Consider the following 15,584-nt stretch of genomic DNA (forward strand, 5'->3'; position numbering starts at 1 on the left):
CGGCCCGGACGGGTCAGGACCCCGGCAGGGTGTTGACGTAGTCGGTGCCGGCGGCGTAGAAGCCGTCCACCGCCTTCTGGACGTCGGCCTGGGACACCGCCTCGTCGGCCTTGTGGTAGAACCAGTTGACCTTCATGTCCCAGGTGCGCCCGGCGCCGAGGGAGGGCATCAGGTCGATGAACCAGTTGCTGAAGTGGACGTCGACCTTCTCCCGCGCGACGTACTTGCCGGTGCTGGTGAACAGGTCCTTGCCGTCCAGCGAGTAGGTCACCTTCCCGTCCACCGCGGTGATCATCATCAGGTGCCAGCCCTCCAGGTGCTGCTTCAGGGCGTGGGTGACCCGGTCCGGCGGGTCGGCCTTGAACCAGCTGGTGGTGTCGAGCTGCGGGCCGACGGAGCCCCAGCCGCCGTTGGCCATGTACTCGTAGTCGAGCTCGCTGTAGTTCGCCGAGGAGTCCTCGGGCGAGATCGGGAAGAAGGTCTGGACGACGTGGTCGCCGTTGCGGCCGGTGCCGGGCTTGTCGCTGAGGTAGACCCGGGCGGCGTAGGTCCCGTTGAGGAACCGGGCGCCGGTGGTCTGCACCTCCACCTGCTCGGTGCCCTGCTTGGTGCCGTCGGTGGACGAGCGCAGTTGCAGGACCCGGCCGCCCTGGGCGGCGCCGTCGGTGGGGAAGGAGGCCCCGGCGGCGCTCCAGGTGTCCTTGATGCCGGGGCCGCCCGCACCGTCGCGGACCTCCCAGCCGTGGTCGGCGAAGGCGGGGTCGTCCGGCCCGGTGTAGTGGAAGGAGTCGAACAGCGTGCCGGGCGGGCCGGTCGGCGTCGGCGAGGCGCTTGAGGTGGAGCCGCCCTTGGTGCCCGCTCCCCTCGCGGCCGCACCGTCCCCGGAGCCGGCGGCGCCGCCGGCGCTGGAGCAGGCGGCGAGCAGGGACAGCAGGACCGGCGCGGTGAGCACGCTCCACGCACGGTGGCGGGGCATGCGGCGGGGCTGGCTCACACGGGCTCCTTGCGGCGTAGCGGCGGAGCCTGGACGCGCCCCTCGGCGCGGGGCGGCGGCTGATCCGCACGAAGCGGTCATCCTAACGGGGCCCGCAAGCGCCACCGCCCCTGCCCCGCCCGGATCCTGACGGACATGTGCCAAGGTCAACGGTCCGCGACCGTCCCCCTACGGTCATGCCCCCGCGGTCATCTCAATCCGATTACAACACTGCGCCATACTCCACCAAAAACGGACAAGCGCCCCAATTGCCTCCGGCCGGGTGGACTAGCGTTCGGCCTACGCTCCCGCGATCCCCACCTATCTGCACTGAGAGGCGCTGCACGGTGCGCCCTGTCATGACTCCCCACGGAGGCGGACCCGTCCGCACGGGGGGACTCGGCGGTCCCGCCGACGACTTCCCCCCGTACGACGACTACGACGACCACGACGAACCGGCCCCCGAGCCGGTGTTCGTCGACCAGTCGGGGCTCCGCGGCCGCATGCTCCGGGGCCTGGGCTGGCCGGTCTCCCTGGTCGGCGCGGTCCTGGCGGTCGCCATGGGCGGCAGCCTGGTCGGCATGCAGGCGGACGCCCCGCCGCTGGTGGTGCCCGCCCAGCCCGCGCAGGCGCCGGCCGCCACCGCGGCCCCGTCGCCGTCCGCCAGCGCCTCGCCGTCCGCGACCGCCTCGCCGTCCGCCACCGGAACGACCGGACGCCCCACCGCGCCCGGCTCGAAGGGCCCGACCGGTGGCACGAAGCCGAGCAGCACGAACACGAAGCCGAGCGCCACGAAGTCCGGCTCGAAGTCCACCGCCGCGTCCCACGCACCGACGCCCTCGGGCCGGTCGGCCGCGCACTCCTGACGGCCCGCCGTCCCCCGACCCTCCCGCCCATCCCCAGGAGCGCCATTGTCCCGCCACCAGCGCCGCCGGCAGTCCCTGCTCAGGCCGCGCCGACTGGCCGCGCCGCCGCTGCGCTTCTTCATGCCGCTGTCCCTGCTCGCGTGCCTGCTGGTGCTGCTCGTGCTGCGCGGCCTGGCCACCAACGAGGTGTTCCACGACACCCGGATCGCCCAGTCGGTGGACAAGACGACCGTGCCCGAGGAACTGCTCCACGGCGGCCCGGTCATCGACGCGCGCGGGGACAAGAAGGCGCACCCGGTGAGCTACCGGATCCCCGACAAGACCGTGGTGCTGAGCTTCGACGACGGCCCCTCCCCGGAGTGGACCCCGAAGATCCTGAAGGTGCTCGCGGACCACGGCATCCGCGCCGACTTCTTCGTGACCGGCTCGATGACCACCCGCAACCCGGAGCTGATCCGGCAGATCGTCGCGGGCGGCCACGAGATCGGCCTGCACACCTTCACCCACCCCGACCTGGCGTACCAGTCACACGCCCGGATCAGCTGGGAGCTGGCGCAGACCCAGCTGGCGCTGGCCGGCGTCGCGGGCGTCCACAGCTCGCTGTTCCGGCCGCCGTACTCCTCCGACGCCTCCGCGATGGACGACTGGAACTACCCGGTCATCAAGTACGTGGGCGCGCACGGCTACCTCACCGCGTTCATCGACCGCGACACGGACGACTGGAAGCGCCCCGGGGTGGAGGAGATCGTCAAGGCCGCGATGCCCACCACGCCCGGCGCGGGCGAGCTGGTCCTGCTGCACGACGCGGGCGGTGACCGCTCGGAGACCGTCGAGGCGCTGGAGCAGATCATCGTCAAGCTGCAGGGCGAGGGCTACCGCTTCACCACCATCTCCGACGCGCTCGGCGCCCCCAGCGCCATGGTGCCGGTGCACGGCTTCCAGCTGTGGGCGGGCAAGGGGTTCATCTGGGCCACCCACGTGTCGGTGGTGACCCTGCCGCTGCTGGTCGGGCTGCTGGCCCTGGTCGGCTTCCTGAACTTCGGCCGGTTCGCGCTGATGGTCGTGCTCGCCCCGGTGCACGCCCGCCGCTCCAAGCGGCAGGGGGTCTGGGGGCCGCCCGTCACCGAACCGGTCACCGTCCTCGTCCCGGCTTACAACGAGCGCGAGTGCATCGCCAACACGCTCAACTCGCTGGCCGCCAGCGACTACCCGATCGAGGTCATCGTCATCGACGACGGCTCCACGGACGGCACCGCGGACATCGTCGAGGAGATGGACCTGCCGTTCGTCCGGCTGATCCGCAAGGTCAACGGCGGCAAGCCGAGCGCGCTGAACGCCGGTGTGGCGGCCGCCTCGTACGACATCGTCGTGATGATGGACGGCGACACCGTCTTCGAGCCGTCCACCGTCCGCGAGCTGGTCCAGCCCTTCGCCGACCCGGGGATCGGCGCGGTGGCGGGCAACGCGAAGGTCGGCAACCGCGACAGCCTGATCGGCGCCTGGCAGCACATCGAGTACGTCCTCGGCCACAACCTGGACCGCCGGATGTACGACGTGCTCAACGTCATCCCGACCATCCCGGGCGCGGTCGGCGCCTTCCGCCGGGAGGCCCTGGAGGCCGTCGGCGGAATGAGCGACGACACCCTCGCCGAGGACACCGACATCACCATGGCGGTGCTCTGCGAGGGCTGGCGGATCGTCTACGCCGAGCGCGCCCGCGCCTGGACCGAGGCCCCCGCCAGCCTGCAGCAGCTGTGGTCCCAGCGCTACCGCTGGAGCTACGGCTCGATGCAGGCGATGTGGAAGCACCGCCGCGCGGTGGTCTCCCGCGGGCCGGCCGGCCGCTTCGGCCGGATCGGGCTGCCGCTGGTCGTGCTGTTCGGCGTGGTCGCCCCGCTGCTGGCCCCGCTGGTCGACCTGTTCCTGCTGTACGGCGTCCTGTTCGCGGACACCCCGATCACGCTCGCCAGCTGGGGCGGCTTCATCCTGCTCCAGTCCCTGCTGTCCTGGTACGCCTTCCGGCTCGACCGGGAGAAGCCCTGGCACCTGATCAGCCTGCCGTTGCAGCAGGTGGTCTACCGGCAGCTGATGTACATCGTCCTCTTGCAGTCCACGATCACCGCGTTCACCGGTGGCCGGCTGCGCTGGCAGAAGCTCCGGCGCACCGGCGAGGTCTCCGCCGCGCCGGTGGAGGTGTGACGTGACTTCACCCACCGGACAGCGCGGGCGGCACGAGGAGACCATCCCGCTGCGGATACCCGAGGGGTTCGGGCGCCACGAGGACACCATGGCGCTGCGGATCCCCGAGCAGTGGCGCCGGGACCACGACACGGACCCGGTGCCGGAGGAGCCGCAGGAGGAGCAGGCCCCCGCCCCGCGCAAGGGCGGCCGGGACCGCTACCTGGACCTGCTGCGCGCGCTGGCGCTGGTCCGCGTGGTGCTCTACCACAACTTCGGCTGGTTCTGGCTGCCGCTGCTGTTCCCGTCGATGGGCGTGATGTTCGCGCTGGCGGGCTCGCTGATGGCCCGTTCGCTGAGCCGTCCCGCCCTCGGCGTGATCCGCGGGCGCATGCGCCGGCTGCTGCCGCCGATGTGGCTGTTCGGCGGGATCGTGGTCGCCCTGCAGGTCGTCGACGGCGGCGGCCCCGGCGCGGACGGCCACCCCACCTGGTGGTGGGCCAAGCTGGCCTTCTGGCTGCTGCCGCTGAGCACCCCGCCGTACGCGGAGGACGGCCTGCACGGCCTGCACGGCCTGCACCTGGAGTCCGGCTGGGCCACCCAGCTCGTGGTGCCGCTGTGGTACCTGCGGGCCTACCTCTGGTACGTCCTGCTCTCGCCGCTGATGCTGCGGGCCCTGCGGCGCTTCCCGGTGGCGACGCTGTGCGCCCCGCTGGTGCTGGTGATCGCGATGAACGGGTTCACCACCGACCACGACTTCGTCTACCAGCGGGTCTGGGAGACCGTCAACGACTTCGCGACCTTCGGCTCCTGCTGGATCCTCGGCATGGCCCACCAGGAGGGGGTGCTCAAGCGGCTCCCGCAGTACGTCCTGCCGTCCCTCGCGCCGCTGGTCATGGTGGCCGGCTTCTGGTACCTGCAGACCAGGCCGGTCGATCCGACCCAGCCGACCGACATCGAGGCGTGGCCGATCGCCCAGGCCGTCTGGTCCCTGGGCTTCGTCGCGCTGCTGCTGCACCTCAGCCCGTCCTGGGAGCGGTGGCCCGCCCCGCTGGAGCGCTGGAACGGCCTGGTCAGCCTGCTGAACTCGCGGGCCGTCAGCGTCTACCTGTGGCACGTGACCGCACTGGTGGCCGCCGTCCCGCTGATCGACCGCCTGTGGGACGTCGACTTCTTCTACGAGCACATGAAGTGGCTGCTGACCAGCCAGTGGTTCACCCTGGCGGTCGGCATCCCGCTGCTGGCCCTGCTGGTGCTGGCCTTCGGCTGGGTCGAGGACGTGGCCGCCAAGCGCTCGCCACGGCTGTTCCCGTACCCGCGCCGCAAGCGGGGCAAGCGCCGGGTCGCCGCCTGAGCGGGCGCCGGGCGGTCGGCGCTCCCCCCGGCGGGCGCCGGCCGGCCCGGGGGAGCGCCGCGGCTCAGGAGAGCTCCAGGGCGAGGTAGAAGTCGACCCGGTCCTCCAGTCGGGAGAGGTCGCGGCCGGTGAGCTCCTCGATCCGGCCGATGCGGTAGCGCAGCGTGTTGACGTGGACGTGCAGCTGGGCGGCGCAGCGGGTCCAGGAGCCGTCGGAGCGGAGGAAGGCTTCGAGGGTGCGGACCAGGTCGGCCTGGTGTTCGAGGTCGTAGGCGATGACCTTGTCGAGCAGGCGGCTGCGGAAGGCGCGGCGGACCTCGTCGGGGACGGCGGCCAGCAGCAGGACGTGCGAGGCGAGCTCCTCGGGGCCGGCGACGCAGACCCGGCCGACCCGGGCGGCGGCGATCCGGCGGGCGTGCCTGGCCTCTTCGAGGGCGCCGCGCAGGCCGCCGGACTCGGCGGCGGGGGCGCAGACGCCGACGGTGATCCGGCCCTCGGAGCCGAGGCCGGCCTCCAGCGGGGCGAGCAGCGCGCGGACGGCGTCGGCGGGGACGGGGGCGTCCAGGGCCGGGAGGACGACGACGGCGCCGGTGGGGCCGAGGGCGGCGACCAGGGCGCGGTCGGTGGCGCCGGCCAGCGCTTCTTCGAGGATCGGGCGCAGCGCGCCGTCGGGCAGTCCGGTGGCGTCGGCGGACAGGACGAGCCACTGCGGGCCGGGCCCGGAGGTCTCGGTGGAGCCCTCGTAGCGGGTGGCCATGGTGGTGGACGCCTGGAGGGCGCGGCCGATCTCGGCGGGGTCGGCGTCGCGCTGGAGCAGGGTGAGCACCTCGTCGGCGATCCGGCGGCGCAGCCGGCGGCCCTCGTCGCGGCGGGTGCGTTCGGCGGCGACCAGCCGGGCCAGGTTCTCGGCGAGCCGCTGGCGCCCCGGGGTCCACTCGGTGACGTCGCCGGCGACGGCGAGGATCCAGTCGGCGAGCGGGGTGTCGGCGTCCCGGCCGTCGGCGGCGGCGGGCAGCAGCGAGTAGGGGCCGGTGGCCAGGCGGACCCGGTGCGGGGGGCGGCGGCGCTGGCGCTGGGCGGCGAGGTGGGCGCGGGCGAGCTGGTCGCGGTCGGCGGGCGGCAGGTGCTCGGCGGGTCCGGCGACGACGCGCCCGGTGGGGGTGAGGACCCAGCAGTCGAGGTCGAGGTCGCCGCCGAGCAGGTCGAGGACGGCGTCGAGGCCGCCGGCGCCGGCGGCGGAGACCAGCAGCCGGTGCCGGTCGACCAGGGCGGCGAGGTCGGCGGCGCGGTCGGCGGAGACCTGGCGGCCGACGTACTCGGTGACGGCGCCGAAGGCGACGTCGTCGGGGACGGCGAGCAGCGGCAGGCGGTGCCGGCGGCAGGCTTCGGCGAGGTCGGCGGGGACGGGGCCGACCTCGACCTCGCCGGCGCCGAGGGCGGCGGCGCCCGCGGTGACGATGGTGCGCACGAAGCGCTCGGAGTCGGCGGGGGCGGTGCGCCAGAGCATGCCGGTGAGGACGAGTTCGCCGCCGTGCAGGTAGCGGCCGGGGTCCTGGAGGTCGGTGGTCATCACTCCGGTGACCTGCCGGTCGAGTTCGTCCTCCCCGGCGAGCAGCCGCAGTCGGGGGGCGCCGGGGGCGAGCAGGTCACGGACGCGCATGGGCTGCCCTTCTTGGTCTGTGAGGGTGGGACCGCGGGGTGGAACGGCCCAGTGTGCACGAGCCGGGCTGGAGGATCGTCCACCTTAGAGGAACGTACAGGACGGTGGTGCGGGGCACCGCCGGGCCTCATGCCATCGGTGACTGCCAGTGGCCCCCGTCACAGCGGTTCACTTGCCAACACGCCGCCGGGCTGCACCGCGGTGACCGATCGGGCCCCGGCCCCGGCCACCGGCAAGGGCGCAGTGCCCGCGTCCGTCGGCGCCGACTTGAGGAGTTACCCGCATGGAGTTCCTTCGGCCCGCCACCTGGGACGAGGCACTCGCGGCGAAGGCCGAGCACCCCACCGCGCTGCCGATCTCCGGCGGCACGGACGTCATGGTCGAGATGAACTTCGACGTGCACCGGCCATCCGCGATCCTCGACCTGAACCGCATCACCGAGCTCACCGAGTGGACGGACGACGGCGCCGTCGTCCGGCTGGGCGCGGCGGTGCCGTACGCCCGGATCATCGAGGAGCTGTCGGGGCCGCTGCCCGGTCTGGCGCTGGCCGCGCACACGGTCGGCTCGCCGCAGATCCGCAACCGCGGCAGCGTCGGCGGCAACCTGGGCGCGGCCTCGCCGGCCGGCGACTCGCACCCGGCGCTGCTGGCGGCGGGCCGGGACGTGTTCGTGGAGGCGCACTCGGTGCGCGGGTCGCGGCTGATCCCGATCGACGACTTCTACGTCGGCGTGAAGCGCAACAGCCTGGAGCCGGACGAGCTGATCCGCGCGGTGCGGATCCCGGTCGCGGACGGGCCGCAGCAGTTCTCGAAGATCGGCACCCGCAACGCGATGGTGATCGCGGTCTGCGCGTTCGGCTTCGCGCTGCACCCGAAGAACGGCACGGTCGGCACCGGCATCGGCTCGGCCGCGCCGACGCCGCGCCGGGCGGTGGCGGCCGAGGAGTACCTGCGGGGGGTGCTCGCCGAGCGCGGCCTGTGGGAGTCCGGTGAGCTGCTGGGCCCGGAGGTGGTGCGGCGCTTCGGCGAGCTGGTGCGGGCCGCGGCCTCGCCGATCGACGACGTCCGGGGCACCGCCGACTACCGGCGGCACGCGCTGGCCGTGATGGCCCGGCGCACCCTGACGTGGTGTTGGAACGACTATCGCAAGCAGATCAGGAGCGCGGCATGAGGGTCACGTTCAGCGCGAACGGCAGGCCGGTGGAGGCCGACGACGTGTGGGAGGGCGAGTCCCTGCTGTACGTCCTGCGCGAGCGGGTCGGCCTGCCCGGGTCCAAGAACGCCTGCGAGCAGGGCGAGTGCGGCTCGTGCACGGTCTACCTGGACGGGGTGCCGGTGTGCTCCTGCCTGGTGGCGGCGGGCCAGGTGCAGGGCCGCGAGGTGCGCACCGTGGAGGGCCTGGCCGGCCCGGACGGCGAACTGGGCGTGGTCCAGCAGGCGTTCGTGGACGCGGGCGCCGTGCAGTGCGGCTTCTGCACCCCCGGCCTGCTGGTGCAGACCGACGCCCTGCTGGCCGCGGACCCGCAGCCCTCGGACACCGACATCCGCGAGGCGCTGTCGGGCAACCTGTGCCGCTGCACCGGCTACGAGAAGATCATGGACGCGGTGCGGCTGGCCTCGGCCCGCACCTGTGCCCGGGGGGCCGAGAAGTGAGCGCGCGCACGATCCAGGGCCAGAAGAACCTGCAGAAGATCAACCAGGCGTCCAAGGACGGCATCGGCGGCTCCCCGCTGCGCCCGGACGGCACGCTGAAGGTGAAGGGCGAGTTCGCCTACTCCTCCGACCTGTGGCACGAGGACATGCTGTGGGGCACCGCGCTGCGCTCCCCGCACCCGCGGGCGAACATCCTCTCCGTCGACGTCTCGGAGGCGCTCGCCGTCCCCGGCGTGTACGCGGTGCTCACCCACGAGGACGTCCCCGGCGAGAAGTACTACGGCCTGGAGATCGCCGACCAGCCGGCCCTGGCGATCGACAAGGTCCGCTACCACGGCGAGGCGATCGCCCTGGTCGCCGCCGACCACCCGGAGACGGCCCGCCGCGCGGTGAAGAAGATCAAGGTCGAGTACGAGGTGCTCACCCCGATCACCACCGAGGAGCAGTGCCTCGACCCGGAGACCCACGGGTACGTGCACGAGCCGCACGAGTACAAGTCGCACGCCTACGGCAACGTCTGCCACGAGCAGCGGCTGGTCTCCGGCCTGGGCGTCACCGACGAGGTGCGGGCGCTGGCGGACGTGGTCGTCTCCGGCGAGTACGAGGTCGGCATGCAGGACCAGGCGTTCCTCGGCCCGGAGTCCGGCCTGGCGGTGCCCGCCGAGGACGGCGGCGTCGACCTGTACGTCGCCACCCAGTGGCTGCACGTGGACCGCCAGCAGATGGCGCCCGTCCTGGACCTGCCGCTGGAGAAGGTCCGGCTCACGCTGGCCGGGGTGGGCGGCGCGTTCGGCGGCCGCGAGGACCTGTCGATGCAGATCCACGCCTGCCTGCTGGCGCTGCGCACCGGCAGGCCCGTCAAGATCGTCTACGCCCGGGACGAGTCGTTCTTCGGGCACGTGCACCGCCACCCGGCGCGGATGCGCTACGAGCACGGCGCCACCCGCGACGGGAAACTGGTCTTCGCCGACTGCCGGATCGTGCTGGACGGCGGCGCCTACGCCTCCGCCTCCCCCGCCGTGGTCGGCAACGCCGCCTCGTTGGGCCACGGCCCGTACGTGATCCCGAACGTGCGGATGCACGCGATCGCGCTGTACTCCAACAACCCGTCCTGCGGGGCGATGCGCGGCTTCGGCGCGGTGCAGGCCGCGTTCGGCTACGAGTCGCAGATGGACAAGCTGGCCGAGGCGCTCGGGATGGACCCGGTCGAGCTGCGGCAGCTGAACGCCGTCACCCAGGGCGACCGGATGCCGACCGGGCAGGAGATCGACGCGCCCGCGCCGGTCGCCGAACTGCTGCAGCGGGTCAAGGACATGCCGCTGCCGCCGCCGCTCGACCTGGAGCACCTGGACGTGCGCACCCTGCCGGGCGCGCTGTCCAACACCTCGCACGGCGAGGGCATCGTGCGCGGCGTCGGCTACTCGGTGGGCATCAAGAACGTCGGCTTCTCCGAGGGCTTCGACGACTACTCCACCGCCCGGGTCCGGCTGGAGGTGATCGGCGGCGAGCCGGTCGCCATGGTGCACACCGCGATGGCCGAGGTCGGCCAGGGCGGCGTCACCGTGCACGCCCAGATCGCCCGCACCGAGCTGGGCGTCGAGCAGGTCACCATCCACCCGGCCAACACCGAGGTCGGCTCGGCCGGCTCCACCTCCGCCTCCCGGCAGACGTACATGACCGGCGGCGCGGTGAAGCTCGCCGCCGAGGCGGTCCGGCACGAGCTGCTGGAGCGCGGGCGGCACCGCTACGGCTGGACGCAAGGCGACCTGTCGCTGGCCGGCGGCAAGGTGGTCTCCGCCTCGGCCGGGGTGCTGATCCCGATCGTCGACCTGCTCGGCGAGGACGCCATCGAGCAGACCCGCGAGCACCACCACCGCCCCACCGTCCCGTTCGACAAGGAGACCGGGCAGGGCTTCGGCCACGTCCAGTACACCTTCTGCGCCAACCGCGCCGTGGTCGACGTGGACGTGGAGCTGGGCCTGGTCAAGGTGGTCGAACTGACGGCCGTGCAGGACGTCGGCAAGGCGCTCAACCCGCTCTCGGTGGTCGGCCAGATCCAGGGCGGCTGCACCCAGGCGCTGGGCCTCGCGGTGATGGAGGAGATCGTGCTGAAGGACGGCAAGGTGCGCAACGCCTCCTTCACCGACTACCTGATCCCCACCATCCTGGACACCCCGCCGATCCCGGTGCAGATCCTCGAACTCCCCGACCCGAACGCCCCGTACGGGCTGCGCGGCGTCGGCGAGGCGCCCACCGTCTCCGCCACCCCGTCGATCGTCGCGGCCATCCGCCAGGCCACCGGCAAGGCGCTCACCCGCATCCCGGTGCGGCCGGAGCACCTGACCGACACGCTCTGACGGCCCGAACGTCCCCGGGGAGAGCACCCGTCTTCCCTGCTGGTCCCCGGGGAACCCGCCGTCAGGCCACGCCGGGCCGGCGGCTCCGCACCCCCACCCGTGAGTCGAACCAGTCCCCCTGCGTACCCCCCCTGACGGGCATTCAGGTCGGCTCGCCCACCCCAACCCCCTATGAACCTTGGGAGTGGACATGTCCCGGACCTCCACGGAGCCCGGCCCCACCGAAGAAGCGGCCCCCACCGCACCGGAAACACCCCCGCGCGGCGCCCTCGACGCCTACTTCAAGATCTCGGCGCGCGGCTCCACCCTGGGCAACGAGATCCGCGGCGGTCTCACCACCTTCATGGCGATGGCCTACATCGTCCTGCTCAACCCGATCATCCTGAGCGGCGCGGACGTCACCGGCGCGAAGCTGGGCCACGCCCAGCTGACCACCGCCACCGCGCTGGCCGCCGCCGTCACCACGATCCTGATGGGCGTGGTCGGCAACGTGCCGCTGGCGGTCGCGGCCGGCCTGTCCGTCTCCGGCGCGATATCCGCGCTGGTGGTGCCGCACACCACCTGGGCGCAGGCGATGGGCCTGTGCGTGCTCTACGGCCTGCTGATCGTGCTGCTGGTGGTCTCCGGCCTGCGCGAGAAGATCATGAACGGGATCCCGCTGCCGCTCAAGCACGCCATCACCATCGGCATCGGCCTGTTCGTGGCGATCATCGGCTTCTACAAGGCCGGGTTCGTGCACACCGGCGGCCCCACCCCGCTCTCGCTCGGCCCGTTCGGCGAGCTGCGGGGCTGGCCGGTGCTGATCTTCGCACTCACCCTGCTGACCGTCTTCGTGCTGCTGGCCCGGGGCGTCCGGGGCGCGATCCTGATCGGCATCGCGGCCGGCACCGTGGTCGCGCTGGTGGTGAACGAGGCGGCCGGGCTGACCGCGGCGGACTGGGGCGGCTCGGCGCCGACCTGGCCCGGATCGCCGGTCGCCGCGCCCGACTTCGGGTTGTTCGGGCACGTCGACCTGTTCGGCGCGTTCGGCTCGCACGGGCTGGGCGCGATCAGCGCCTCGGTGGCCGTGTTCACCCTCGTCCTGGCCGGCTTCTTCGACGCGATGGCCACCATCATCGGCGTCGGCACCGAGGCCGGGCTCGCCGACGCCAAGGGCCGGATGCCCGGCCTGTCCAAGGCGCTGTTCATCGACGGCGCGGGCGGCGCGATCGGCGGCCTGTCCGGCGCGTCCGGGCAGACCGTGTTCGTCGAGTCGGCCACCGGCGTCGGCGACGGCGCCCGCACCGGCCTGGCCTCCACCGTCACCGGCGGCGTGTTCGCGCTGATGCTGTTCTTCTCGCCGGTCGCCGCGGTGGTGCCGGTGCAGGTCGCCTCCGCCGCGCTGGTGGTGATCGGCTCGATGATGATGAGCCAGGCCCGGCACATCGACTGGTCGGACCGCGAGGTCGCCATCCCCGCGTTCCTGACCTGCGTGGTCATGCCGTTCACGTACAGCATCACGGCCGGCGTCGCGGCCGGCGTCATCTCGTACACCGTCATCAAGGCGGGCACCGGCAAGTGGCGCGAGCCCGGCCCACTGATGTGGATCCTGACCGGCGTGTTCGTCGTGTACTTCGCGATCGTGCCGATCAAGTCCTGGCTGGGCGTCCACTGACGCCTCCGCCCCCACCGCCGCCCCGCCGCACCCTCCGGCGGGGCGGCACACCCGTCCGTGAGGAGCAACCCCGTGCACGACATCGCCGCCCAGCTGCACACCTGGCACGCCGCCGGACGCCCCTACGCGGTGGCCACCGTGGTCGGCACCCTGGGCTCCGCCCCGCGCGAACCCGGCGCCGCGCTGGCCGTCGACGCGGACGGCGAGGCGGTCGGCTCGGTCTCCGGCGGCTGCGTCGAGGGCGCCGTGTACGAGCTGTGCCGGGCCGCGCTGGAGAGCGGCGCCCCCGTGCTGGAGCGCTTCGGCTACAGCGACGAGGACGCCTTCGCCGTCGGCCTGACCTGCGGCGGCCTGCTCGACGTCTTCGTCCAGCCGGTCACCCCCGGCGCGGACCCCGGCCTGGACGCGGCCGTCGCCCACGTCGCCTCCGGCACGCCCGTCGCGGTGGCCCGGATCGTCGACGGCCCGCCCGCCCTGCTCGGCGGCACCCTCGCCGTCACCGCGGACGCCCACCACGGCTCGTTCGCCTCCCTCCGGCTGGAGCGCGCCGCCGTCACCGAGGCCCGCGCGATGCTCTCCGCCGGGCGCACCGGCCGGCTCCCGCTCGGGCTGGACGGCCGCCCCTGCGACCCCTCCGCCGAGCAGACCGTCACCGTCTTCGTCGAGGCGTACGTGCCGCCGCCGCGGATGCTCGTCTTCGGCGCGATCGACTTCGCCTCCGCGGTGGTGCGGATCGGCAAGTTCCTCGGCTACCACGTCACGGTCTGCGACGCCCGGCCGGTGTTCGCCACCGCGCGCCGCTTCCCCGAGGCGGACGAGCTCGTCGTCGACTGGCCGCACCGCTACCTCGACACCCAGCTGGACCGGCTCGACGGCCGCAGCGTGCTGTGCGTCCTCACCCACGACGCCAAGTTCGACGTCCCGCTGCTGGAGCGCGCCCTGCGGCTGCCGGTCGGCTACGTCGGCGCGATGGGCTCCCGCCGCACCCACCGCGACCGCGCCGCCCGCCTGCGCGAAGTCGGCCTCACCGAAGCCGAGTTGGCCCGCCTGCACTCCCCCATCGGCCTCGACCTCGGCGCCCGCACCCCCGAGGAGACCGCCGTCTCCATCGCCGCCCAACTCGTCGCCGAGGCCCGCGGCGGCTCCTGCCTCCCGCTCTCCGCCACCGGCGGCCCGATCCACCACGACCCGGCCGAGCCGTTCCGCCCATGTGGGCCGACGAGCCCCACCGCGGAGGTTTCCGAGAAAAACGAACCATCCGGCGACCAGGTGCACCGTATCCGGAAATAGGGTGCTCCTCTCCCCTGCCCCGATCCCCGCCGAGAAAGTGACCTGCGTCACACCGGGGCCCGGCGGAATTCACTCGCTCCGGGTTCACCGCCCCGAAACGCGCCATCGACGTGCGTATACGCCCAACCTTAAATCCGGACCGGTGGACTCCATTGCCGTGTGACCTGCGTCACACGCGAATTCAACACCGCTCCGCATGCAATCTGGTTAATCTGATGCCCGTTCGCCGGGGAAATACCACGGCGACCGAAAGGCAGCAGGGGGAAAACATGAACAAGACCGCCCGCAGGATCGCCAAGGCGCTCGTCGCCGGCTCCGTGGCCGCCGTGTCCGTCGTCGCCCTGACCGGCAGCGCCTCGGCGAGCAACGTCTCCTACCTCTCCCGCGGCAGCACGCTCTACGGCGGCGACTCGATCATCAAGTACGTCGGGAGCGGCCTCCCGGGCTACGAGCTGCGCATGCAGACGGACGGCAACCTGGTCGAGTACCGCTGGAACAACGGCAGCGTCGACCGGGTCTGCTGGTCGACCGGCACCTACACCCAGCCCGGCGCCTACGCGACCTACCAGAACGACGGCAACTTCGTGCTCTACAGCCGAGGCGGCGCCGTGCTCTGGAGCACCCACACCATCACCCAGGACGGCTTCAGCGTCAGCATCAACGACCGCGGCGCCATGTTCGTCGGCAACCAGCAGATCGTCGGCGCCGGCATCTGCTGACGGCCGCCCGAGCCAGCCCGGTAAATCATCCCGGCCGAATTCGGAAAAAGCAGCTCCCGCAAAACACCCGGAGATTTCCGCCACCCGGTAATTCCGGCGCGCGATGACGTCTCCGAACTCCCTGCGCCTTCCGCGGGGCCCGCCCGGGCCGTTTCCGGCCGCTCCGGGCGGGCCCCGCGTCCGTGATGTCCCGTCGTTCCCCGCGCCTCCCCCGGGACGCCGCCGCCGTGCCTTCACCGGCGAACGAGCGGCCCGTGGCGATGCGCACCCGCCCTGATCCGTCAGATTCCCGTCCGCCGGGCAAGCGCCGCGGCGGGCGGCAGGCAGCAGAGGAAACCGCATGAACAAGACCGCCCGCAGGATCGCCAAGGCGCTCGTCGCCGGCTCCGTGGCCGCCGTGTCCGTCGTCGCCCTGACCGGCAGCGCCTCGGCGAACAACGTCTCCGCCCTGCCCCGGAACAACACCCTCAACGGCGGCGACTCGATCGTCACGTTCGGCTCCGGCGGCCAGCCCAGCTACGAGCTGCGCATGCAGACGGACGGCAACCTGGTCGAGTACCGCTGGTACAACGGCAGCATCGACCGGGTCTGCTGGTCGACCGGCACCAACGGGAACGGCGCCTCCCACGCGACGTACCAGAACGACGGCAACTTCGTGGTGTACCGCAACAGCGACAACCACGTGCTCTGGGCCTCCAACACCGTCGGCTGGTCGGGCAACTCGGTGAACATCTCCGCCAGCGGCGTCGTCTACGTCGGCAGCAAGCAGCTCAACGCGCCCTACTGCTGATGCCCCGACCGGGCGAGGGGGCAACGGTTCCCGTGCGGCCTCCGGCCGCGCCCCCTCGTCCCGGCTCCCTGCGCCGCCCCGCTCCCCCGC

At 72.8% G+C, this 15,584-nt stretch carries 12 protein-coding genes; 10 read left to right on the forward strand and 2 right to left on the reverse strand.

From position 1 onward, the window contains the following. Positions 1-13: 13 nt before the first annotated feature. Complete coding sequence (locus ABD345_RS22240; RefSeq protein ID WP_344554276.1) at positions 14-994, reverse strand: glycoside hydrolase family 16 protein; 981 nt, start codon at positions 992-994, stop codon at positions 14-16. Positions 995-1,332: 338 nt separating this feature from the next. Here ABD345_RS22240 and ABD345_RS22245 point away from each other — a divergent pair, with 338 nt between their 5' ends. The 3 genes from ABD345_RS22245 to ABD345_RS22255 all read left to right on the forward strand — a co-directional run bounded on the left by ABD345_RS22245 (position 1,333) and on the right by ABD345_RS22255 (position 5,371). Further along, positions 1,333-1,839: a hypothetical protein gene (locus tag ABD345_RS22245; RefSeq protein WP_344554277.1), complete on the forward strand. Its 507-nt coding sequence runs from the start codon at positions 1,333-1,335 to the stop codon at positions 1,837-1,839. 108 nt (positions 1,840-1,947) lie between these two features. Then, on the forward strand, positions 1,948-4,038 hold the full coding sequence (locus ABD345_RS22250; RefSeq protein ID WP_425556861.1) for a bifunctional polysaccharide deacetylase/glycosyltransferase family 2 protein: 2,091 nt from the start codon (positions 1,948-1,950) through the stop codon (positions 4,036-4,038). Position 4,039: 1 nt separating this feature from the next. Then, entirely contained in the window at positions 4,040-5,371 is a 1,332-nt protein-coding gene (locus ABD345_RS22255; protein ID WP_344554280.1) for an acyltransferase family protein, read from the forward strand. Between the two features lie 64 nt (positions 5,372-5,435). Here the strand turns inward: ABD345_RS22255 and ABD345_RS22260 are convergent, their stop codons facing one another. After that, complete coding sequence (locus ABD345_RS22260; RefSeq protein ID WP_344554281.1) at positions 5,436-7,031, reverse strand: PucR family transcriptional regulator; 1,596 nt, start codon at positions 7,029-7,031, stop codon at positions 5,436-5,438. Between the two features lie 283 nt (positions 7,032-7,314). Between ABD345_RS22260 and ABD345_RS22265 the strand changes: the two genes are divergently transcribed. The 7 genes from ABD345_RS22265 to ABD345_RS22295 all read left to right on the forward strand — a co-directional run bounded on the left by ABD345_RS22265 (position 7,315) and on the right by ABD345_RS22295 (position 15,494). Then, on the forward strand, positions 7,315-8,202 hold the full coding sequence (locus ABD345_RS22265; protein WP_344554282.1) for an FAD binding domain-containing protein: 888 nt from the start codon (positions 7,315-7,317) through the stop codon (positions 8,200-8,202). Next, complete coding sequence (locus ABD345_RS22270) at positions 8,199-8,684, forward strand: (2Fe-2S)-binding protein (RefSeq protein WP_344554283.1); 486 nt, start codon at positions 8,199-8,201, stop codon at positions 8,682-8,684. The genes ABD345_RS22265 and ABD345_RS22270 overlap by 4 nt, the downstream gene beginning before the upstream one ends. Then, positions 8,681-11,041 (forward strand): xanthine dehydrogenase subunit D, encoded by a 2,361-nt coding sequence (gene pucD / locus ABD345_RS22275; RefSeq protein WP_344554284.1) that lies wholly within the window; start codon positions 8,681-8,683, stop codon positions 11,039-11,041. The genes ABD345_RS22270 and pucD overlap by 4 nt, the downstream gene beginning before the upstream one ends. 190 nt (positions 11,042-11,231) lie before the next feature. Further along, positions 11,232-12,695, forward strand: a complete 1,464-nt coding sequence (locus ABD345_RS22280; RefSeq protein WP_344554285.1) for an NCS2 family permease — start codon at positions 11,232-11,234, stop codon at positions 12,693-12,695. A 72-nt stretch (positions 12,696-12,767) separates the two neighbouring features. Further along, entirely contained in the window at positions 12,768-13,985 is a 1,218-nt protein-coding gene (locus ABD345_RS22285) for an XdhC family protein (RefSeq protein WP_344554286.1), read from the forward strand. Between the two features lie 269 nt (positions 13,986-14,254). Continuing rightward, complete coding sequence (locus ABD345_RS22290; protein ID WP_344554287.1) at positions 14,255-14,704, forward strand: hypothetical protein; 450 nt, start codon at positions 14,255-14,257, stop codon at positions 14,702-14,704. A gap of 340 nt (positions 14,705-15,044) precedes the next feature. Next, complete coding sequence (locus tag ABD345_RS22295) at positions 15,045-15,494, forward strand: hypothetical protein (protein ID WP_344554289.1); 450 nt, start codon at positions 15,045-15,047, stop codon at positions 15,492-15,494. The last annotated feature ends 90 nt before the right edge of the window (positions 15,495-15,584 follow it).

The sequence above is a fragment of the Kitasatospora saccharophila genome (genome assembly GCF_039529925.1).
GTDB lineage: Bacteria > Actinomycetota > Actinomycetes > Streptomycetales > Streptomycetaceae > Kitasatospora > Kitasatospora saccharophila.